Origin of the sequence: Novosphingobium sp. HII-3 (genome assembly GCF_002916655.1) — a bacterium.
GTDB lineage: Bacteria > Pseudomonadota > Alphaproteobacteria > Sphingomonadales > Sphingomonadaceae > Novosphingobium > Novosphingobium panipatense.
This window is the reverse complement of record NZ_PPSM01000036.1, coordinates 153,053-173,716: the sequence shown is the minus strand read 5'-3', so window position 1 is coordinate 173,716 and position 20,664 is coordinate 153,053. Positions and strand designations below refer to the sequence as shown.

The window sequence follows — 20,664 nt, the reverse complement described above, 5'->3', positions numbered from 1 at the left end:
CAATGATCGCTGCGATAAGGTACAACCTCTCGAACCTTGCGAACTTTCGCGGGCGGCAGAGCCGTTCGCCCTTCTGGTTCTACGTGCTGTTCCTGGCGATCATTCAAGTGGTGATCTCCCTCGTGATCTCTATCGGCCTGACGGGGCCGATGATGGGAGATGTCTTTTCTTCCGTCCAGCAGGGATTGGGCGAGGCGGAAATCCAGGCGCGGCTGTTTGAGCGCCTTGCGGGCATGATGCGCACCTCGGTCTGGGTATCGGTCGTGACGACGCTCATCATGGCCGGCTTGCTGGTGGCGGCCTTCACGCGCCGCCTTCATGACGCGAACAAGTCCGGCTGGATCGCGGTGTTCGCCGTTGTAATCCAGCTTGCGGCGCTCGCCCTGCAAGTTGCGTCGGTCGATGCCGTCGCGCAGCTCATGGTCATCGCGCAGACCGGGGACGTCGCAAGACTGCAGGAAGCTCAGGGGCAGCTGATGGTAAACGGCATGATCGCCTGGGTACCGCTGCTTGTCATCGTGGTTTTCGGGGTGTGGCCTTCCAGTGCTGGCGCCAACCGTTATGGGCTCCGGGCGGAGGCTTACTGACCCGCTTGCGGTCGTTACCGCCTTCACCATTGCATTGCGGATCAGTTAGCCCCATTTGCGAGTGATGCCCGCAAAGAACCGGCCCGCCCCCGGCTTGCCCACGCGCAAGCAGATTCTCGACTTCATACAGAACTCTCCTGTGCCTGCCGGAAAGCGCGAAATCTCTCGCGAGTTCGGTCTCAAGGGGAACGAAAAGATACAGCTGAAGGCGCTTTTGAAGGACATGGCCGAAGAAGGCCTGATCGACGGAAAGCGCACGGCCTTCCACAAGATGGGTGGCCTGCCCAAGGTCACGGTGCTGCGCGTCATCGACATCGACGAGGGAGAGGCGATCGCCGTCCCCGACACGTGGCAGCCGGACGATGCAACGCCGCCTCCGCGTATCAGGCTGGTGGAGAAGGGCCGGGGCTCAGCGCTGCGAAAAGGGGATCGGGTGCTTTCGCGCACCGAAGAAACCGGCACAGGCTGGCGCGCCTACCCGATGAAGAAGCTTGAGCTCCGGGCCGACCAGATCCTCGGCGTGGTCGAGGTTGATGGCAGCGGCAAGCCATGGCTCGCACCCGTGGACAAGCGGATCCGCAACTCCTCCCCGATCTCCGACATCGGCGAAGCCAAGGCGGGTGAACTCGTATTGGGTGTTCCGATCGGTCGTTCGGCGCGCCCGTCCATCAAGGTTACGGAAGTGCTTGGCGAACCGTTGGCGCCCAAGGCCTTCAGCCTGATCGCCATCCACAAGCATGGCATCCCGAATCATTTCGGGGAGGAGCTCCTGGCCGAGGCTGAGGCGGTCGCGCGCATGCCGCTCAGTCCTGATCACCGGGAGGACCTGCGCCACCTGCCGATCGTTGCCATCGACCCCTCCGATGCGCGTGACCATGACGACGCCATCTGGGCGCAGCCCGACGACGCGGGCGGGTTCGATGCGCTGGTCGCGATCGCGGATGTGTCCTTCTACGTGCGTCCCGGCAGCGAGATCGACCGCGAGGCACGGCGGCGCGGCAATTCGGTGTACTTTCCGGACCGCGTCGTTCCGATGCTGCCCGAAGTGCTGAGCGCGGACGTCTGTTCCCTGAGATCGGGAGAGGATCGCGCGGCGATGGCCTGCCATCTCAAGATCGATGCACAGGGCAAGGTCGTCGACTGGCGCTTCACGCGTGCGCTTGTCCGGATCCATGAAGTGGTCGCCTACGAGGAGGCGCAGGCGCGAATTGACGAAGGCAGGGCCGAGGAGCATCTGCAAAGCCTTTGGGCCGCATGGCGCCTCCTTGCGAAGGCACGCGATGCTCGCGATCCGCTGGAACTTGAGTTGCCGGAACGCCGTGTCAAACTGGATGACGAGGGACGCATCACCGAAATCGCCATTCGGGAGCGGCTTGACGCGCACCGCGTGGTCGAGGACTTCATGATCGCCGCCAACGTCGCTGCAGCAAAGGCGCTGGAAGCGAAAGTTGCGCCTGTCGTGTACCGCATCCACGAAACGCCGAGCCGCGAAAAGCTGATGGCGCTCAAGGATTACCTCGCCACCTTCGGCAAGAAGCTGGCGATGGGGCAGGTGATCACGCCCGGCCTGTTCAACCGCATGCTGAAGGACATCGCGGACGAAACCGAGAAGGCGCTCATCATGGAAGCGGTCCTGCGCAGCCAGACTCAGGCTTACTACGGGCCGAGCAATGCGGGCCACTTCGGCCTCGCCCTCGCGTCCTATGCGCACTTCACGTCTCCGATCCGCCGCTATGCCGACTTGCTCGTTCACCGCGCCCTTGTCGACGGTTACGGGCTGGAACAGCCCAAGCCGAAGGGAAGCATCCCGGCACACTCAGGTCTGTCCGAGCGCGACCGGGAGGATCTCGGCCGCATCAGCGACGCGATCAGCCAGGCCGAGCGCCGGGCAATGGAGGCGGAGCGGGAGACGATCGACCGCTATGTGGCCGCCTGGCTGGCGAGCCGTGTGGGCGAGGTCTTCGAAACGCGCATCACCGGCGTGCAGAAGTTCGGGTTCTTCGCCACCATCATCGGGCTCGGCGGCGATGGGCTCGTTCCCGTCTCGACACTGGGCTATGAGCGCTTCGCGTACGACGACAAGGCGCAGATGCTCATCGGCGAACAGACCGGGACTACTTACGCCATCGGGCAGATCCTGAAGCTACGCCTTGCCGAAGCCAACCCGCTGACCGGGGCTCTCAAGTACGAGCTTGAGGAAGGCGCGGGCCGAATCGAGCCTCGAGGGGCTCCGCAGCCTCTCAAGAAGCGCGGCAAGCATCTTGTGGGTCAGCGCGGGCGGCCAAAGAACATCCGGCATCAGGGGCGAGGGCGACGCTGATCGCGCTGCGGAAGTGGCGGCGGGCCGGGGCGCCCGCCAATCAGAGCCGGCGTAGTCTCCGTTAGCTGAGACGTTCGATGGCCTCGGCGTCAAGGCCGCCGGGGATCACAAAGACCGGGCAGGTCATGTGCGCCATGCCTGCGCCGGTGAAGTGAGCGACGAGCGGTCCCGGACCACCCTCCCTTGCCGCGCCCAGAACCAGTGCCGACACCTCGGGGTGCTCCTCGAGGTACTTGCGCACCACCTTGATGTCCTCGCCGACCCGCACGGAGATCGCCGGCATCTTTTCACCCTGAGACAGAAGGTTGCCGGCGGCAGCGGTCACCAGTGTTTCCGCACGGGCACGCGCTTCCTCCTCAATCGTGGCCTGCACGCCGCCAAAGGCATTGAACGGCTGGGGCGGGACCACGGCAAGGAGGTGCAGCGCGCCTTCCGTCTTCGCGGCGCGACGGGCTGCGTATTGCAGGGCAACGAGGGCTTCTTCGCTCTCGTCGATGATGACCAGGTATATGCGCATGATTTCCTCTCGCTCCGGCTTATCGGGCCGATAGCAGCGCTGCGCAAGCCATGTTCATTGCGAAAAACGCGCGCCAAGGCGCTTGTGCGCAAGGCGCAATTTGTCCAAGGAAGGGCGAAATCCCTAACGACCTCCCCCGGACCATAAGGAACGCAGAGTTTCCATGCCCATCGAGATCAAGATGCCCGCCCTGTCCCCCACCATGGAAGAGGGCAAGCTGGCCAAATGGCTGGTGAAGGAAGGCGACACCGTCTCTTCCGGTGACATCATGGCCGAGATCGAGACTGACAAGGCGACCATGGAATTCGAAGCCGTGGACGAAGGCGTGGTCGGCAAGATCACCGTTCCGGAAGGGACCGAGGGCGTCAAGGTCGGGACCGTGATCGCCGTGCTGGCCGGGGAGGACGAGGATGCGTCCGCCATCGAAGCGCCCAAGGCTGCTGTATCAGGGGCTCCCAAGGCGTCTGCCGACAAGGCTCCCGCAGCGGCCGCGCCGAAGGAGGCGAAGGCCGCCGCTCAGCCGAGGCCGGCCGCCGCTGCGAAGGTGGCTTCTTCGGGCGACCGCGTCGTCGCCTCGCCGCTCGCGAAGCGCATTGCCGAAGCGAAGGGTGTGGACCTCGGCAGCGTCACCGGCTCGGGGCCCAACGGCCGCATCGTGAAAGCCGACGTTGAAGCGGCGGAGGGCGGCACCTCGAAGCCTGTTTCGGCAGCGCAGGCGAACACGCCGGCCCCTGCGCCCGAAGCGCCCCAGGCCCCTGCGGGATCGTCTGTCGAAATGGCGGACACCACCCGGGCCCTGCTTGACGCGCGTGTTCCACATACGGTGGAAAAGCTTTCGGGCATGCGCAAGACCATCGCCCGCCGCCTTGCCCAGTCCATGCAGGAAGCGCCGCATATCTACCTCACGGTGGACGTGAAGCTCGACAAGTTGCTGGCCCTCCGGTCGGAGATCAACACCACGCTCGAAAAGCAGGGTGTGAAGGTTTCGGTCAACGACATGCTCGTGAAAGCCCTGGGCATGGCTCTGATCGCAGTGCCGGAGTGCAACGTGACCTTCGCCGGAAGCGAGCTTATCAAGTACGAGCGGGCGGACGTCTCGGTGGCGGTTTCCATTCCCAACGGCCTCATCACGCCGATCGTGCAGGGTGCGAACGAGAAGTCGTTCTCGGCCATCGCCAAGGCGACCAAGGATCTTGGCGCACGCGCCAAGGAAGGCAAGCTGAAGCCGGAAGAGTATCAGGGCGGCACCGCCTCCATTTCCAACATGGGCATGATGGGCATCAAGCAGTTCACGGCCGTCATCAATCCGCCGCAGTCGACGATCCTCGCCATCGGCGCCGGCGACAAGCGGCCGTGGGTCATGCCGGACGGATCGCTGGGCGTCGCAACGATCATGACTGCCACCGGCAGCTTCGATCATCGCGCGATCGACGGTGCAGACGGCGCGCGCCTGATGGCCGCGTTCCGCGAGTTCGTCGAAAACCCGCTGGCGATGATTGCCTGAAGGACCGTTCACGATGGAGAACGAGGCCGGAGATCTGGTCATTCGCGTCACCGCGATGCCGACCGACCTCAACCCCTATGGCGGTGTCTTCGGGGGCTGGCTGATGAGCCAACTCGCCCTGGGCGCCGCCTCCCTTGTGACCCGGCGGACGGGGCACAAGGCCGTCGTGGTGGGGGCCACTGACTTCACCTTTCCGGGTGCCATGGTCGTTGGTGACGAACTCAACGTCTATGCCCGTGTGGAGCGAACCGGCCGGACATCGATGACCGTGGTCACACAGGGCTTGGGCCGCGCACGGGCGAGCGAGGACGAAGTGGAGGTTGCAAGGGGCACCTTCACGTTCGTCACGCTCGACGAGAACGATCGTCCCCGGCCGATAGAGGAAGCGGCCGTGGCGGCTCGCGCGAAAGTTTGAATTTGATGGACGATTTTCGCGATCCCGTCATCCGCGTCACGGCTATGCCGGCGGATACCAATGCATACGGCGACATCTTCGGTGGCTGGCTCCTGAGCCTGATGGACTCCGGTGCCGGCCTTGTAGCGGCACGCTATTCCCGCGGCCGCGCCGTCACTATCGCCCTGGACGGTATGAAGTTTCACAAGCCCGTGAAGGTCGGGGACGAAGTCTCCGTCTACGGTGCGATCAGGAAGGTGGGCCGGACCTCGATGACCATCGGCATCGAAGCCTATCGGCGCCACCGTGCAGAAGAAGAGCGTGTGAAGGTGACGGAAGCCATCTTCACCTTCGTCGCAATCGACGACGCGGGCTTGCCCCGCGTTATCGAACAGGAGGATTGAAAGTGGCAGAATCTTACGACGTCATCGTTCTGGGTTCGGGCCCGGGCGGCTACGTAGCGGCAATCCGCAGCGCGCAACTCGGCCTCAAGACCGCGATCGTGGAGCGGGAGCTGCTGGGCGGGATCTGCCTCAACTGGGGCTGCATCCCGACGAAGGCTCTGTTGCGCTCGGCCGAGATCATGCACCACATGAAGCACGCGAAGGACTACGGGCTGGCGGCGGAAAACATAACCGCTGACCTTGACGCCATCGTCAAACGCTCGCGCGGTGTGGCCAAGCAGCTCAACCAGGGCGTCACGCACCTGATGAAGAAGAACAAGATCACTGTCCACATGGGCACCGGCAAGCTCGTCGCGCCGGGCAAGCTGGAAGTGACCGGGGAGAAGGGCGCCGAGACCCTTTCGGCCAAGCACATCATCATCGCCACCGGTGCGCGTGCGCGCGAACTGCCGGGTGCCAAGTCGGACGGCAACCGCATCTGGACCTATCGCCATGCGATGACCCCCAAGGAAATGCCCACGAAACTGCTGGTCCTCGGTTCCGGCGCGATCGGCATCGAGTTCGCCAGCTTCTACAACGATATGGGCGTCGACGTGACGGTCGTTGAGATGATGGACCGCATCGTACCGGTCGAAGACAAGGACGTCTCCGCGTTCCTGGAAAAGGCGCTGACTAAGCAGGGCATGAAGATCCTGACCGGAGCCAAGGCGAGCGACGTCAAGGCAACGGACAAGGGTGTTTCGGTCAAGATCACCCCCAAGGGCGGCAAGGAAGAGACCCAGGAATTCAGCCACGTCATCGTCGCCATCGGTATCGTGCCCAACGTCGAAAATATCGGCCTCGAAGAGCTCAAGATCGAGCCGGACGAAAAGTTCTTCGTCAAGGTGGATGATTATGGCCGCACCAATGTGCCGGGCATCTGGGCCATCGGAGACTGCGTGAAGGGCCCCTGGCTGGCGCACAAGGCGAGCCATGAAGGCGTCACCACGGCGGAAGCGATTGCCAAGGAGCTCGGCAACAAGGACGTCCACCCGCACCCGCTCGATCGCAACAACATCCCGGGCTGCACGTACTGCCACCCGCAGATCGCATCGGTCGGCATGACCGAGGCGAAGGCGAAGGAAGCGGGCTACGAGGTGAAGGCCGGTACGTTCCCGTTCATCGGCAACGGCAAGGCGATCGCTCTGGGCGAACCCGAGGGTTTCGTGAAGACCGTGTTCGATGCCAAGACCGGCGAACTGCTTGGTGCTCACATGATCGGTGCGGAAGTGACCGAGATGATCCAGGGCTACGTCGTGGGCAAGACGCTGGAAACGACTGAGATCGAGCTGATGAACACCGTGTTCCCGCACCCGACGATCTCGGAAACGATGCACGAGGCGACGCTGGCCGCTTACGGACGTGCGATCCACATCTGAGCTACCTGAGCTGGATCGAGAACGGGGGCGGGCCGCAGGCTCGCCCCTTTTTTGTTGCCCTCAGGCGGCGATCAGGCTGCCAGCCTCACGATATGTTCGAACACCGCAACGTGGAGCGGCTCTACGAACTCGCATCCCGCTGCGCCGTTGCGGGTCCAGCAGAGGCGGGCACTGAGCAGATGAAGGCCCGGTATTCGGATGCGCAGCGGCACCTGCATGCGCGCCTCGGGAAAGTGTTCGATCCGGAATCCTTCCGGCGAAAGGTCCTGGAGGTGAGCCGCTTTCCAGGGGCGCGTGGTTCCCTGCCGCACTTCGCACCATATCGACACCGCCGCGCGCGCCGCACGGGCTACGCGGCAATCGTACTCAGCGGCATCGGGCTCAGGCATTGCGTCTCCAATCGGCGGGCCCCTGATGGTCGCTGAAAGTTACCAGGCCGTTAACGATCTAAGCTGCACCGAGGCTGGAAAATAGACGAGAATGCGACCTGGTGCCTCCATCGCCTTGATCCTGGCGGCACGTCAAGCCATCTTCAGTGCCAATGCCGCCGGGTACGAATCCGGTTCCATGCGAGAGGAGATTGCCGTGGTTGAGGCTGTGTATCCGGTTCCTTCTGACTGGGCTGCGAATGCCTTAATCGATGATACGCGTTACCAGGAGATGTACCGCAGGTCCGTTGACGATCCGGAGGGGTTCTGGCGCGACGAAGCCATGCGGATCGACTGGATCCGTCCGTTCACGAGCGTGAAGCAGACGAGTTTCAACGAGGAGGATTTCGGCATTTCCTGGTTCGCGGACGGAACGCTGAACCTTTCGGCGAACTGCCTCGATCGTCATCTCGCCACTCGCGGAGAGCAGATCGCCATCCTTTGGGAGCCAGACGATCCGAAGAAGCCGGAGCGGCGGATCACGTATCGTGAACTGCACGAGGAGGTCTGCCGCTTCGCCAACGTCCTCAAGGCAAGGGGCGTGCGAAAGGGGGAGCGGGTCACCATCTATCTGCCCATGGTTCCTGAGGCGGCCGTTGCGATGCTGGCGTGCGCGCGAATTGGCGCTATTCACTCCATCGTCTTTGCAGGCTTTTCCCCCGATGCGCTTGCAGGCCGCATCCGCGACTGCGACAGCCGGATCGTCATCACGGCGGATCAGGGCCTGCGGGGAGGAAAGACAATCGCGCTGAAGGCCTGTGTCGACGATGCCCTGGCGACGTGCCCGGGCGTCGACACGGTGATCGTGCTTGCCCATACCGGGGCGGACGTTCCAATGGTTGAGGGGCGCGACTTCGACTGGGCTCTGGCGGTGGCCGAACAGAGTGCCGACTGCCAGCCGGCGGAGATGAGCGCTGAGGATCCGCTCTTCATCCTCTACACGTCGGGCTCCACCGGCAAGCCGAAAGGCGTTCTCCACACCACGGGCGGCTATGCCGTCTGGGCCTCGATGACGCATGAGTATGTGTTCGACTATCGCCCTGGCCAGATCTACTGGTGCGCCGCCGATATCGGATGGGTGACCGGGCACTCATACGTCGTTTATGGTCCGCTCGCCAACGGCGCCACCACCGTCATGTTCGAAGGTGTTCCGACTTATCCGGATGCGAGCCGGTTCTGGCAGGTGGTCGACAAGTTCGGTGTGGAGATGTTCTACGGTGCGCCGACGGCCCTGCGGGCCCTCATGCGCGAAGGCGACGAATGGGTTGCGCGGACCAGCCGCCGGTCCCTGCGCCTGCTCGGCTCCGTCGGCGAGCCGATAAATCCGGAGGCATGGTCGTGGTATCACGAGGTCGTCGGAGAGGGACGGTGTCCGATCGTCGACACGTGGTGGCAGACGGAGACCGGCGGGATCATGATTTCCCCTTTGCCGGGCGCCACCGCGCTCAAGCCGGGATCGGCCACTCGACCGTTCTTTGGCGTGCAACCCAGGCTGCTCGATGCGGAAGGGAAAGTGATCGAAGGGCCTGGCGATGGCTGTCTGGTGATCACCGACAGTTGGCCGGGGCAGATGCGCACCGTCTGGGGCGATCACGAGCGGTTCTTCCAGACCTATTTCAGCACGTTCAAGGGTACGTACTTCACAGGGGACGGCTGCCGGCGTGACGAAGACGGCTACTACTGGATCACCGGCCGCATCGATGACGTGATCAACGTGTCCGGGCACCGGATGGGCACGGCCGAGATCGAAAGCGCGCTGGTGGCACATCCCAAGGTTGCCGAGGCCGCCGTTGTCGGAATGCCGCACGACATCAAGGGTCAGGGCATCTATGCCTTCGTGACCTGCAATGTCGAGGTCGAGCCCGACGAGGCGCTTCGCAGGGAGCTTGTTGCCTGGGTCCGACGCGAGATCGGCCCCGTGGCAACGCCCGATGTCCTTCAGTTCGCTCCCGGGCTGCCCAAGACCCGTTCTGGCAAGATCATGCGTCGCATCCTGCGAAAGATCGGCGAGAATGACGTGGCGAACCTGGGCGACACCTCCACGTTGGCTGACCCGTCGGTCGTCGATAACCTGCTGGCGAATAGGCCCCAGCCAGCGACTGCCTGAGGGTGGCGGGCGCGCGCTTTTCGCCTCGGTTGGAAAGCGCGTGCCCGTGTTGCGGGAAGGAGCCGAAGGTGTATGAGCGCCCCCGAAGTTCACATCGGGGAAAACTACGAAGATGCTGCCCAGGATCCAAACCGCTCCCTCGTTCAAGGACAACCTTCTGCAGATGCCGTCGATCGAGGGCGTGCAGCGCATCGATCTGGTGGACGATGCGGGTTCTGCGGTCGCCAGCATCGAAAACAAGCCGGGCAAGCAAGGCTCGCTCGCCGTCTACCAGTACCTTCGGCAAGCGTTCGGCCGTCTGGACGCAAACGCGGCCGAACATGGCCTTCTCGTCTTCGGAGAACACACGCAGGATGCGCGCAATCGGCCCGGCGCTCATCCGAACATCGATTTGCTGCTTGCCACCGCAACCGGCGGCCCTGTGTTACGCATCGAGGTGATTTCAACCGACATCTGAATTCTCCCCGACTTAGCTTTGGCGCGTCGTGCGGCAGGGGCGCGTGCAGTCGATGAAATGTTGTACCGGCTCGGCGCCGTGAAAAGAATGGCATCGGCCAACAGGCGGCCGATGCCATGGGCCGTCCCTTTGCCGTTGACCGGCAGTTCCCAGGTGATACGATACACCGTGTTGCATAAGTGCAGGGTTGCTTCTCTGCACGGGCAACGCACGCAGCAGGAGGGCACCGCGGGCACGCGCGGTGCTCCGCGACATGCGGAACGGGAGATCGAGGATGCAGAGGCTGGCGGAGCGGGATTATTTCACAGACTACGCGATCTTGAAGGAGCCCTACGCCTTCTTCGACGCCTTGCGGGAGCATGGCCCGGTATTCCAGCCGCCCGGCAAGGATTACTTCATCGTCACCGGCTTCGATGAGACGCTGGAAGTTCTGAAGAACCATGACGCCTTCTCCGCCGTGATCGGGCTTCAGGGGGCCGCCGCTCCGCTGCCGTTCACGCCTCACGGATCGGACATAACGCAGCAGATCGAGCAGCATCGCGCGCAGTTCGCGGGCGGTGACCAGGTCGTCAATCTCGATGACGATGCCCATACCCGGTTGCGCGCGCTCATCAACACGCTCTTTACACCGTCCCGGCTCAAGGCCAGCGAGGCCTTCATCGCGGAGTACTCGGATCGGATGGTCCGGGAAGCCGTGGCTGCCGGAGGCGTCGAACTCATCGGCAAGATTGCCACGCCGTTCGTGACGGTGGTCGTGGCGGACCTGCTGGGCGTGCCGGTAGAAGACCGGCAGGTGTTCATGGACGCGATTGCCGCCGCACCGCCGCCGGGGAGCCTGGACGGCAGCAATCCCATGGAGGGAGAGAACCATCCCTTTGCCGTCATGGGGCGCTACTTCTACGGCTACATCGCCGAACGCCGTGCAAACCCGAGGCCGGATATCCTCACCGAACTTGCGGAGGCGACTTATCCGGACGGGACGAAGCCGGAAGTGCATGACCTGGTGCTGCTTGGTATGTTCATGTTCGGCGCAGGACAGGACACCAGTGCGAAGCTGCTGGGCAATGCGATGAAGTATCTCGTCGGCCGTCCGGAATTGCAGGATCAGCTGCGCGACGACCCCGGGATGATCCCGGCGTTCCTTGAAGAGGTGCTGCGTATCGAGGGATCGACGAAGCAGACGGCGCGGCTTGCCCGAAAGGATACGCAGGTCGGCGGTGTGAAGATCCCAGCAGGTACAAAGGTGCTTGTGGCTCTTTCAGCCGCGAACCGGGATGCCCGTCGCTGGGAGAACCCGAACGACCTCATTCTTGGCCGCAGGAGGATCGTCGAACATGTGGGCTTCGGACGCGGCAAGCACGTCTGCGCCGGCGCGCCGCTCGCGCGTGTGGAGGTTCGGGTGATCCTGGAGAAATTCCTCGAGTACACCTCGAGGATCGAACTTGACCCGGCACGGCATCCAAATGGAGTCGCCGACCTCGTCTACGAACCGAGCTTCATCATCCGCGGACTTGCGGAGATGCACCTCAAGTTGACTCCCGCCGAGAAACTTGGAGCCAGGATCGCTTCCGCCGCCGAGGCCTGACGGGTGCTTGTAGTGGGTGACGTTTCAGGGACGGACTCTCTGCCTGGATCCTGCCGGCTCTTGTGCCCCTGATCAGGTGAGGAGCACTGCCCCCGGAACTTGAACGTCCGGGGGCAGTGACGCCTTACTTCAAGCCGCGAGCCTTCAGCATCGGCTCCACCTGTGGATCGTGGCCCGTGAAGTCGCGGAACATCTCTCCGAAGTCCTTCGTATGGCCCTGGCCGAGGAAGGTCTTGCGGATATGTTCGCCGTTCGCGCGCGTCATGCCGCCGTTCTTCTCGACCCAGTCCCAACCGTCATGCGCGAGCATCTCGGTCCAGATGTATGAGTAGTACCCGGCCGCATAGCCGTTGTCCCAGATATGGCGGAAGTACGGAGTGCGGTAGCGGGGCGGGATGAGATCGGTGGCGAGGCCGGACGCCGCGAGAGCCTTGGCCTCGAACGCCATGGGCGCCTGCGCGGCCTGTTCCGGCGTGAGTTGGTGCCAGTCGATGTCCAGCATCGCTGCCGACAGGGTCTCGCCCAGCCCCAGGCCCTGGTTGAACGTGGAAGCCGCCTTGATCTTCGTCACCAGGTCGGCGGGAATGACCGCGCCCGTCTGGTAGTGCTTGGCGTAGCTGTTCAGCACGACCGGCAGCGTCCCGAAGTTCTCGTTGAACTGGCTGGGGAACTCCACGAAGTCGCGCGCTGTGCTGGTGCCGGAGAGCGAAGGGTACTTCTGGCTTGCGAACAGGCCATGCAGGGCATGCCCGAACTCGTGGAACATGGTCATCACATCGTCGAAGCTGGCAAGCGCGGGCTGGCCCTCGGCGGGAGGAGCGATGTTCAAGGTGTTGGTGATGACGGGCTTCGTGCCGTGCAGGTAGGACTGCTCGACGAAGTTGTTCATCCAGGCACCGCCGCGCTTGTTCGAGCGGGCGAACGGGTCGAAGTAGAACAGGCCCAGCAGTGTGCCGTCCGCCTCGTGCACTTCATAGGCGCGCATCGTGGGGTGATAGACCGGCAGATCGGCACGCCGCTTGAAGGTCAGGCCATAGGTCTTGTTTGCGGCGAAGAACACGCCGTCCTCCAGCGTGCGCCACACTTCGAAGTAGGGCTTGATCTGGTTCTCGTCGAGATTGTAGCGCGCCTTGCGCACCTTCTCCGCATAGTAGGCCCAGTCCCAGGGCGCGAGCGGCTCGCTCTGTCCTTCCGCCTTCGCTGCGTCGGCCAGCAGCTTCGCCTCACGGTCCTGCGTGGCGCGCAGGGCAGGAACGAAGCCCTTCATGAACTCCATCGCCTGACCGGGCGTTTTCACCATGCGGTCGTACATCTGGTACGTCGCAAAGTCGGGTGCGCCGACCAGCTTCGCCTTGCGCGCGCGCAAGGTCGCTATCTGCGTGACCATCGCCGTCGTGTCATAGGCGTCCCCGCCCGAGGTGCGGTTGACGCTGGCATCCCACAACCGTTTGCGGCTGGTTCGGTTCGTCAGACTGCTCAGGGCCGCTTGCTGAGTGGTGTTGTTGAGCGCCAGCATGAACTTGCCGGGGTGGCCCTTCTCGGTGGCGAGGGCGGCGGCGGCGGCGATCTCTGCCTGCGAAAGGCCCGCCAGCTCTGCTGCAGTGTCGAAAACGGGCGCCTTGGCTGCGGTGGCCGTTGTCAGCTTCTGCGAGAAGGCGGTCTCAAGCTTGGCGATCTCCAGGTTCATCGCCTTGAGCTCGGTCTTCTGCGCGGAAGACAGCAGGGCGCCGCGGTGAACGAACTTGTCGTAGGTCGTCTGCAGGAGCATGGCGTCTTCGCCCGTCAGCGCCTTGCCCTGCGGGCTGTCGTGGACGGCCTTGACGCGGGCGAAAAGCCGTTCGTCGAGGTAGATGTCGTCGTTGAGGGCGCTAATCAGCGGGCTGACCGCCGTATCCACCGCGTCGAGCGTGTCGTTGGTGTTGGCGGAGGTCAGCTGGCCGAAGACGCTGTACACACGGCCCAGCAGGTCGCCTGACCGCTCAATGGCAACGATGGTGTTCTCGAACGTGGGCGCGGAACGGGCGAGAGTGATCGCGCGGATCTCCTGGCGCTTGGCCGCAATTCCCGCTTCGATCGCGGGCTGCCAGTCGGTATCCTTGTAAGCGGTGAAGTCAGGCGCCTGGAGATCCAGGGTGCTGGGCTTGGCGAAGGGGCCGGAATATGTCGCAACGGTTGCCGTAGCGGCATCCTTGGCAAAAGCTGTCACGGGAATTCCTCCAAGCAGGCCGGCGCCGAGGACGAGTGGTGCGGCAGCGGCCATGAGGCGGGTCTTCATCGAGTGGTTCTCCTGATCCGGCGGACGTGCTGCGGACGCGAGCACACCGCCGAAGTGGTCGATGCCATGGCTTCAAGCGCAGATGCTTGTCAGACGCAAGCTTTGCGGTGCGAAATCAGAGGGACTTGCAAGGCTCTGACCTCTCGCAGATCGCAGTGCGGCGGGTCATCCGAAGAGCCATGAGCCCAGCAGGCGGCCGGGCAGCAGCGTGAACATGCCGGCCACCGCAAGAGACAGGTAAGTGAGCGACATCGTGCGGCGATGCGCCGCAATGTCCCCCCGCCGGGCTTGCAGGATGCCGCGTGGGATCATCACCAACACCAGCACGGACAGCCCATGGATAAGGCCGAGGCCGCCAGGCAGGCCGAAACTGGAGAGCGCCGCCACCATCATCAGGCCCCCCCAGATCCGTCCCGCCGTGCGATGGGCCTTGTCTCCCTTGCGGCGCAGCAGGACGTAGGCACCCACCGGCAAGGCGGGGATCACGGAGAGCAGGTGCAGCGTCAGCCAGAAGCCGCTGCCACTTGACCTTCCTGCGGCTCCGCCTGCAAGGCCTTGTATTAGGGCCAGCAGTATGGCGCCCCCGGCGATCGCACCTGCAATGACGATCCTCCGGTCGTAATCTGGCCCCGCGATCCTGGAGCGTGCAAGTATGTTCATGAATGTCTCCTTCTTGCCGCACGCTAGGGCGTATGCGGGCAACCGCCAGCGCCGCTTCGTGTCTGGCACCGCGGCATTCGCGGGTGGGGCAGGACGGTGATGCCGGTGCCATTCGCGAAGCGTGAACTGGACGGCCGCCCGCAGGGTGTGCCCCGATGGCGCCGGGAGATGCTCGTGCTCTCCGGAATAATCCTGGCCATGACCGCACTTGGACCGTTCAGCTCCTACGCGGCACCGCTGATGTCCAGGTTCCTTCATTGGGCGCTTCTTCTGCTGACTGGATACGCATTCTTCCGCCCAGTCATTTGGGCCGGGCAGGCTCTGGCCGATCGCACAGGGCTCTCGCAGTCTGCAGCGCTCGCGGTTGCCTGCCTGCTCGGCGCGGTGCCGACTAGTGTTGCCGCCGCACTCGTGTTCGGCGGCGTGCACTGGAGGGAGATGACGATCGACCAACTCGCGTTGATCTACATTCAGGTCCTGATCGTGGGTGCGACGGTGACGGTGGTGCAATTGCTGGCTTGCAAGGAGCAGCCTGCAGCGAAGGGTGTTTGCTCACCGGACATGCCGGGCGGGGCGGCATCGCTGCTTCAGCCGCTGGACAAAGACGGAGACCCATCCCGTCCGGTGAACAGCCTGACGATCGAAGCAGGCAGCCCGGCCGAGTTCAATAAGCTTCTCCCACCCCACCTGGGTACGGAGGTGATTTGCCTGAGGAACGAGGATCATTATGTCAGGGTCTATACCACCTTGGGCAACGTCCTCCTGCTCATGCGTATGCGCGATGCCGTGACGCAGCTTGCAGGCCAGGGTGAGCGGGTGCACCGCAGTTGGTGGGTCGCCACCGCTGCCGTCACTCTCGTTATCCGAGAAGGTCGTAACGTGCGTCTAAGGTTGTCGGATGGGCGGGAAGTGCCCGTTGCCCGCTCTGCGGTGGCGGAACTGCGCGCGAAGGGGTGGCTCCAGGCCCTGCCTGCGCTCGCCTGAGGGGATGCCCCGCAGGATCTTGCCTCATGCGTTTGCGACGTTAGTGTTAGGGTATTCCATCTCAAAGGAAATCTTCCTTGTACAAGACATTGCGATTTGCCCTGGCCACCACTCTTGTCCTTCTGAGTTCCACCTCCATGTCTTACGCTGCAACACCCGCACCCGCCGACCCGCGCGATCCCGCAGACTCGTTGATCTGGCTGGAAGATCTCGACAGCGCACGCTCCATGGAGTGGGTGAAGTCGCACAACGCCACCACCGAACAGCGCCTGCAGGCGGACCCCCGGTATCAGCGCTTCTACAACGAAGCCCTTGCCATCATGGGTGCGAAGGACCGCATCCCGGCACCGCGCTTCCTGAACGGCCAGATCTACAACTTCTGGCAGGATGAGCAGCACCTGAGGGGCATCTGGCGCCGCACGACGCTGGCGGACTATCGCAGCGCGGAGCCGAAGTGGGAAACGGTGCTGGATATCGACGCACTCGGCAAGGCGGAAGGGAAGAGCTGGGTCTTCAAGGGCGCCAGCTGCCTCGAGCCCGAGCAGCGCCGGTGCCTCATCTCGCTTTCGAACGGCGGCGAAGATGCCGTCGAACTGCGTGAATTCGACCTTGTCTCCCGGACGTTCGTGGAAGGGGGCTTCCGCATACCGCGCGCCAAGCAGGGAGTGGCCTGGGAGGACGCCGATCATCTGTTGCTAGCAACCGAATGGACGCCTGGCGATGTAACCGCTTCCGGCTACGCTTACGTGGTGAAGCGTGTCACCCGTGGACGCCCACTGTCCGAAGCGGTCGAGCTTTATCGTGGCCAGAAGAGCGACGTCGCCACTGCGCCGTCCGTGCTGCATGATGGTCAGGGCCGGTCACTCACGCTTATCGTGCAGGCGCTCGACTTTTTCCATTCGCGCACGCTTGTTCTGGGCAAGGACGGCAAGCCGCGTGAACTAAAGATACCGCAGAAGGTTTCCGTTGCCGGGCTGGTGGCAGGCCAGGTTGTGTTCAGCCTCGATGAAGCCTGGGGGGACTTGGCTTCCGGCGCTGTCGCAACGGCGCCTCTCGACGACGTGATCGCTCACCCTGATGCGATCAGGGCGCGGCTGGCCTGGAAGCCGGGTGCGCGACAGGCGCTGGAGGGGGTTTCGACCAGCCGTGACCGCCTGCTGCTCTCGATCCTCGACAACGTGAACGGCAGTCTGCTTTCGCTGGAGCCGACCGAAGATGGTACCTGGAAAGCCACGAAGCTGCCGCTTCCGGACAAGCTGGCGCTCGGCTTCGGTTCGGCGGACACCCGCAGCAACTTGGTCTTTGCGGCGGCCGAAGGCTTCACGACCCCGAGCAGCCTCTATCTCGTAGATGCCGCATCCGCTTCCGCCGAGCCGATCAAGAGCCTGCCGGCGCGCTTCGACGCCAGCAACCTGGTGGTTGACCAGTTCGAAGCGAAGTCCACCGATGGAACGATGGTTCCGTACTTCCTTGTCCATCGCAAGGACATGCCGCTCAATGGCTCCACGCCTGTCCTCCTCAACGCGTACGGTGGCTTTCAGGTAAGCTCCACGCCCTCCTACTCGGGCACTACCGGAAAGCTGTGGCTGGAGCGGGGCGGCGCATACGCGGTGGCCAACATCCGCGGTGGTGGCGAGTTCGGCCCTGACTGGCATCAGGCAGCCCTCAAGACCAAGCGCCAGATCGCTTATGACGACTTCGCCAGCGTTGCGCGGGACATGATCGCGCGCAAGGTCACTACGCCGAAGAAGCTGGGCATCGTGGGCGGTTCCAACGGCGGGCTGCTGATGGGTGTGCAGATGACTCAGTTTCCTGAGCTGTACAATGCGGTGGTGATCCAGGTGCCGCTGCTCGATATGATCCGCATCAGCAAGATCGCCGCCGGCGCGAGCTGGCAGGGTGAGTATGGCGATGTCTATGCCGATCCTGAGGCGCGTGCTTTCTGGCTGAAGAATTCTCCTTACCATGCCCTCAAAAAGGGCGGAAAATACCCGGAGCCGTACATCTTCACCACCACGCGCGACGATCGTACCGGCCCCCAGCACGCGCGTAAGTTCGCCGCGCGCATGGAGGATCTTGGCCTGCCGTTCTACTACTACGAGAACACCGAAGGGGGGCACGGATCGGGCGCCGACATCAAGCAGTCGGCCAAGACCAGCGCCTTGTGGATGACTTACCTCGCGCGCAAGCTGGAAGATTGATCGGGATATTCCCCAGCCTTGCCCTGCAGGGCTGGGGATCGCCTGAATTCTCTTCATGAAGCAGTCGGGCAGGTTGATCGACGCTGCCGGCCTGTTTACCCCAGCTTGAACCGCGTAGGTGGCAACTTCATTCCGGGAACGTCCGATCGCCCACGAAGAAGGAAGGAGTGCCGCGCGGAGATCTCTCCCCCTTCCTTGAGCGTGTCACCGCCGTCCGCCGGAACTACATTGAAATACATATCGCGCATGTCTTCGCCGCCGAAACGAAGCTGGGTGATCGAGCCGGCAGATCCCGGGTAAGGCGCAAGCTCACTCCCGCCGGAAGTGAGACGGGTAAAGGCGCTTGAGCGGAAGCCCGTGATCCAGACATTGCCGTCAACGTCGAGCGCCATGCCGTCTGCGTCCTCCTTCTCAAGGACGAGCCGGCGATTTGAAAGCAAAAGGTCCGCGCTCACGTCGAATGCCCAGGTGCCCCGAAAGGTGTCGTTGCAGTAGAAGCGGTTTCGCCCGGAATCGAACATGATGCCATTGCTGAAGCCGATATCGGCAAGCAGGATCACCTCGCGCTCGGCAGTCAGGCGGTAGATCCGGGTGGGGCCCGTCGCCTTCCCGGCGATGACCATCTCAATATCGATGGTGCCGAAAAACATGCCGCCTGCACCATCGGGCGCCAACTCGTTCACGCCGTTGATGGGCTTGCCATCGATCTGCTGCAACAGCCAGCCTGACCTTCCCGTGTCGGGATCGTTCCACATGATCCCACCTTCGCCCGTCGAAAGCACCGCCCCATCCGCGTTCACCAGAACGCCGCCCGTCCATTTTCGGTCAGTGTTGAAGGACGTGACGCTGGTCCCGTCGGGCTTCACGCCGTGAACGCCCCCGCCGATGACATCGCTGTACCAGATGATGTCACGCCGGTGATCAATCGCCAGACCTTCAAGATATAGCCCGGTCGCGATGGTTTCTATCGTGGCAGCTTCGCCGTGCGCCATCGTCGTCTCTCCCCCGATCGGTTGTGCTCATCAGGCCCGCGGGGCATCGCGCCCTCGGGTTCTACGGCTTACATTTTCACTTTGTAGGAGGCATACTGCGGCGGCGACGCTCCGGTGCCAGCGCGGACGGACGGGGGGTACTTCCCGCCGATATCCGTGATGCCGTAGTCCCGGCCGACCTCCGCTCCGATCACCGTCTTGCCGTTGAACCGGGCCACCATGGCGGGATCGTTGAACATGGCCCATGCCAGATGGCCGGTATAGCCGGCGGATTCCAACGTGCCTTCCAATTGCCGGCGCAACTCTGGCCTCGCTTCGAGCATGCCGGCCATGCGCTCGGTCGTGAGGGCGCCCATCCAGACGGAGGTGCAGGCCACGTTGGCACCGGCATCTGCAAAATCCGTACCCATGTCGAATGCCATCTTGTCCACCGCGGCCTTGTGAGCGCCGTAGCTGGGACCCATGCAGTAGTGCATCGAACCCGGGGAGGACGTGAAGAGGATCAGCCCCTTGTCCTGCCGGACCATATGTGGCGCGGCGTACCACGCGGTGACGAAGCCGCTGCGTGCCCCGACCGTGATCATGTCGGCCACTTCGAGTGCCTTTTCCCAGAACTGGCCGGAGTGCGCGGTGAGGGCAGTGCCCTGCCAAGCGGCGTTGTTGACGAGAATGTCGATCCGTCCTTGCTCCGCGATCACCCGCTCGATCAGCGCCCTGATCTGGTCGTCGTCCGAGGAGTCGCAGCGAACGGCGATGCCTTGCCCGCCGGCTTCCGTTACTTCGCGAGCCGTCGCGTGGATGGTGCCGGGAACTTCCGCGTCGCCTTCGTTTTCCGAACGTCCTGTCACATAGACCGTGCAGCCGTGGGACCCCAGAGCCACGGCTATTCCCCGACCGGCGCCCCGGCTGGCGCCCGTCACGATTGCGATAGCTCCCACTTCCCGCCCTCTCATATGTGATCGCGTAAATTCGTGATCATGTTAGCGGGAGCGAAGCACGGGTCAAACGGGAGGGGGGACACCGCGCAAGCGTCAATGACATATCGTGGCCGCGAACGGCCCACCGCTTCCGATCAAACAGCCGCAGACAGGCCCATCCAGACCGCCATGGCGATCATCATCAGGTTCTCGGTGAGCGACACGAATCCCAGCGGCACATTGCTGGACCCGCCGACGCAGGCGCATTTCAGTTCCCTGCGGTCCAGGTAGACCGCCTTGAAAACGGACACGGCGCCCACGGTTCCGATGAACAGCGCCGTTGGCACGGAAAGCCAGGTCAACACGCCTGCTATCATCAGCACGCCGGCCAATCCTTCGGCAAAGGGATAGACGTAGGAGTAGGGCACCCAGCGCCGTGCCAGCAGGTCGTAGTTGAGAAACATGGTAGCGAAGCTCTCGACGTTCTGGAGTTTGAGAAGAGCGAGCACGGCCATGCTGAAGCCGATAAACCATTCGCCGGCGCGTGTGGTAAATGGCGTTCCGTATACGGCGTAGCTTACCGCCAGCGCCATCAGCGCAGTCATGGCAAAGAGGGCAATTACGGGTTTGTAGGAGGTGGCCTTGGGATCCGGGACCGTCTTGCCGAAATGCCGGCGAAGGTCGTCGTAGCCCCCCACACGCTCGCCTGCGATGAAGATCTGCGGCGTGGTTCTGACTCCGTGTTCCGCCTTGAAGGCGTCGGTTTCTTCTCGTGTTTGCAGCCAGTGATCCTCAACTTCGTAGCCCTGGCGGCGCAGAAGATCCTTCGCCTTGAGGCCGTAGGGGCAGACATGCGTCTGTATGACCATGCGGTAGAGAATGGCGCGGCGCGGGTCGGCGAGCGAGATCATGCG

The 20,664-nt window shown here is 63.4% G+C and carries 18 protein-coding genes; 11 read left to right on the top strand and 7 right to left on the bottom strand.

What is annotated here, in order from left to right:
• Nucleotides 1-2 precede the first annotated feature (2 nt).
• Both C2R25_RS13790 and rnr read left to right on the top strand, forming a co-directional pair.
• Nucleotides 3-587 (top strand): DUF805 domain-containing protein, encoded by a 585-nt coding sequence (locus tag C2R25_RS13790; protein ID WP_103729761.1) that lies wholly within the window; start codon nt 3-5, stop codon nt 585-587.
• Nucleotides 588-651: 64 nt separating this feature from the next.
• The gene (gene rnr / locus C2R25_RS13785) at nt 652-2,907 is read left to right on the top strand and encodes a ribonuclease R (RefSeq protein ID WP_103729760.1); all 2,256 of its coding nucleotides are present in this window, start codon (nt 652-654) and stop codon (nt 2,905-2,907) included.
• Nucleotides 2,908-2,968: 61 nt separating this feature from the next.
• Here the strand turns inward: rnr and C2R25_RS13780 are convergent, their stop codons facing one another.
• On the bottom strand, nt 2,969-3,424 hold the full coding sequence (locus tag C2R25_RS13780) for a universal stress protein (RefSeq protein ID WP_103729759.1): 456 nt from the start codon (nt 3,422-3,424) through the stop codon (nt 2,969-2,971).
• Between the two features lie 163 nt (nt 3,425-3,587).
• Here C2R25_RS13780 and C2R25_RS13775 point away from each other — a divergent pair, with 163 nt between their 5' ends.
• From C2R25_RS13775 to lpdA, 4 genes are read left to right on the top strand one after another with little or no spacing between them, the layout of a single operon-like run.
• Complete coding sequence (locus C2R25_RS13775) at nt 3,588-4,928, top strand: pyruvate dehydrogenase complex dihydrolipoamide acetyltransferase (protein WP_103729758.1); 1,341 nt, start codon at nt 3,588-3,590, stop codon at nt 4,926-4,928.
• 13 nt (nt 4,929-4,941) lie between these two features.
• Nucleotides 4,942-5,343: an acyl-CoA thioesterase gene (locus C2R25_RS13770; RefSeq protein ID WP_103729757.1), complete on the top strand. Its 402-nt coding sequence runs from the start codon at nt 4,942-4,944 to the stop codon at nt 5,341-5,343.
• 5 nt (nt 5,344-5,348) lie between these two features.
• Nucleotides 5,349-5,726, top strand: coding sequence for an acyl-CoA thioesterase (locus tag C2R25_RS13765; protein ID WP_103729756.1), 378 nt, complete (start codon nt 5,349-5,351; stop codon nt 5,724-5,726).
• A 2-nt stretch (nt 5,727-5,728) separates the two neighbouring features.
• Nucleotides 5,729-7,144 (top strand): dihydrolipoyl dehydrogenase, encoded by a 1,416-nt coding sequence (gene lpdA / locus C2R25_RS13760; RefSeq protein ID WP_103729755.1) that lies wholly within the window; start codon nt 5,729-5,731, stop codon nt 7,142-7,144.
• 71 nt (nt 7,145-7,215) lie between these two features.
• Here the strand turns inward: lpdA and C2R25_RS13755 are convergent, their stop codons facing one another.
• Nucleotides 7,216-7,533 carry a PilZ domain-containing protein gene (locus C2R25_RS13755; protein ID WP_103729754.1) on the bottom strand — a complete coding sequence of 106 codons (318 nt, stop codon included), beginning with the start codon at nt 7,531-7,533 and terminating at the stop codon, nt 7,216-7,218.
• A gap of 196 nt (nt 7,534-7,729) precedes the next feature.
• On the opposite strand from C2R25_RS13755, the gene acs reads away from it, so the two are divergent.
• From acs to C2R25_RS13740, 3 genes are all read left to right on the top strand, one after another.
• On the top strand, nt 7,730-9,679 hold the full coding sequence (gene acs / locus C2R25_RS13750; protein WP_103729875.1) for an acetate--CoA ligase: 1,950 nt from the start codon (nt 7,730-7,732) through the stop codon (nt 9,677-9,679).
• Between the two features lie 112 nt (nt 9,680-9,791).
• Nucleotides 9,792-10,136: a DUF2322 family protein gene (locus C2R25_RS13745; RefSeq protein WP_103729753.1), complete on the top strand. Its 345-nt coding sequence runs from the start codon at nt 9,792-9,794 to the stop codon at nt 10,134-10,136.
• A gap of 274 nt (nt 10,137-10,410) precedes the next feature.
• Nucleotides 10,411-11,721, top strand: coding sequence for a cytochrome P450 (locus C2R25_RS13740; RefSeq protein ID WP_103729752.1), 1,311 nt, complete (start codon nt 10,411-10,413; stop codon nt 11,719-11,721).
• Nucleotides 11,722-11,845: 124 nt separating this feature from the next.
• On the opposite strand, the gene C2R25_RS13735 is transcribed toward C2R25_RS13740, so the two are convergent.
• Together C2R25_RS13735 and C2R25_RS13730 are read right to left on the bottom strand one after the other, a co-directional pair.
• Nucleotides 11,846-13,996: a M3 family metallopeptidase gene (locus tag C2R25_RS13735; protein WP_103729751.1), complete on the bottom strand. Its 2,151-nt coding sequence runs from the start codon at nt 13,994-13,996 to the stop codon at nt 11,846-11,848.
• Between the two features lie 165 nt (nt 13,997-14,161).
• Nucleotides 14,162-14,656, bottom strand: a complete 495-nt coding sequence (locus C2R25_RS13730; protein ID WP_158250671.1) for a DUF2306 domain-containing protein — start codon at nt 14,654-14,656, stop codon at nt 14,162-14,164.
• A gap of 99 nt (nt 14,657-14,755) precedes the next feature.
• Between C2R25_RS13730 and C2R25_RS13725 the strand changes: the two genes are divergently transcribed.
• Both C2R25_RS13725 and C2R25_RS13720 read left to right on the top strand, forming a co-directional pair.
• Nucleotides 14,756-15,640 carry a LytTR family DNA-binding domain-containing protein gene (locus C2R25_RS13725; RefSeq protein ID WP_103729750.1) on the top strand — a complete coding sequence of 295 codons (885 nt, stop codon included), beginning with the start codon at nt 14,756-14,758 and terminating at the stop codon, nt 15,638-15,640.
• A 137-nt stretch (nt 15,641-15,777) separates the two neighbouring features.
• Nucleotides 15,778-17,841 carry a prolyl oligopeptidase family protein gene (locus C2R25_RS13720; protein WP_103729873.1) on the top strand — a complete coding sequence of 688 codons (2,064 nt, stop codon included), beginning with the start codon at nt 15,778-15,780 and terminating at the stop codon, nt 17,839-17,841.
• Between the two features lie 95 nt (nt 17,842-17,936).
• Here C2R25_RS13720 and C2R25_RS13715 read toward each other — a convergent pair whose 3' ends face one another.
• The 3 genes from C2R25_RS13715 to C2R25_RS13705 all read right to left on the bottom strand — a co-directional run bounded on the left by C2R25_RS13715 (nt 17,937) and on the right by C2R25_RS13705 (nt 20,661).
• Nucleotides 17,937-18,833, bottom strand: a complete 897-nt coding sequence (locus C2R25_RS13715) for an SMP-30/gluconolactonase/LRE family protein (RefSeq protein ID WP_103729749.1) — start codon at nt 18,831-18,833, stop codon at nt 17,937-17,939.
• Nucleotides 18,834-18,901: 68 nt separating this feature from the next.
• A complete protein-coding gene (locus C2R25_RS13710) occupies nt 18,902-19,771 on the bottom strand; it encodes an SDR family NAD(P)-dependent oxidoreductase (RefSeq protein ID WP_369825712.1) in 870 nt (289 codons plus the stop codon).
• A 134-nt stretch (nt 19,772-19,905) separates the two neighbouring features.
• Nucleotides 19,906-20,661: a glutaredoxin gene (locus C2R25_RS13705; RefSeq protein ID WP_103729747.1), complete on the bottom strand. Its 756-nt coding sequence runs from the start codon at nt 20,659-20,661 to the stop codon at nt 19,906-19,908.
• Between the last annotated feature and the right edge of the window lie 3 nt (nt 20,662-20,664).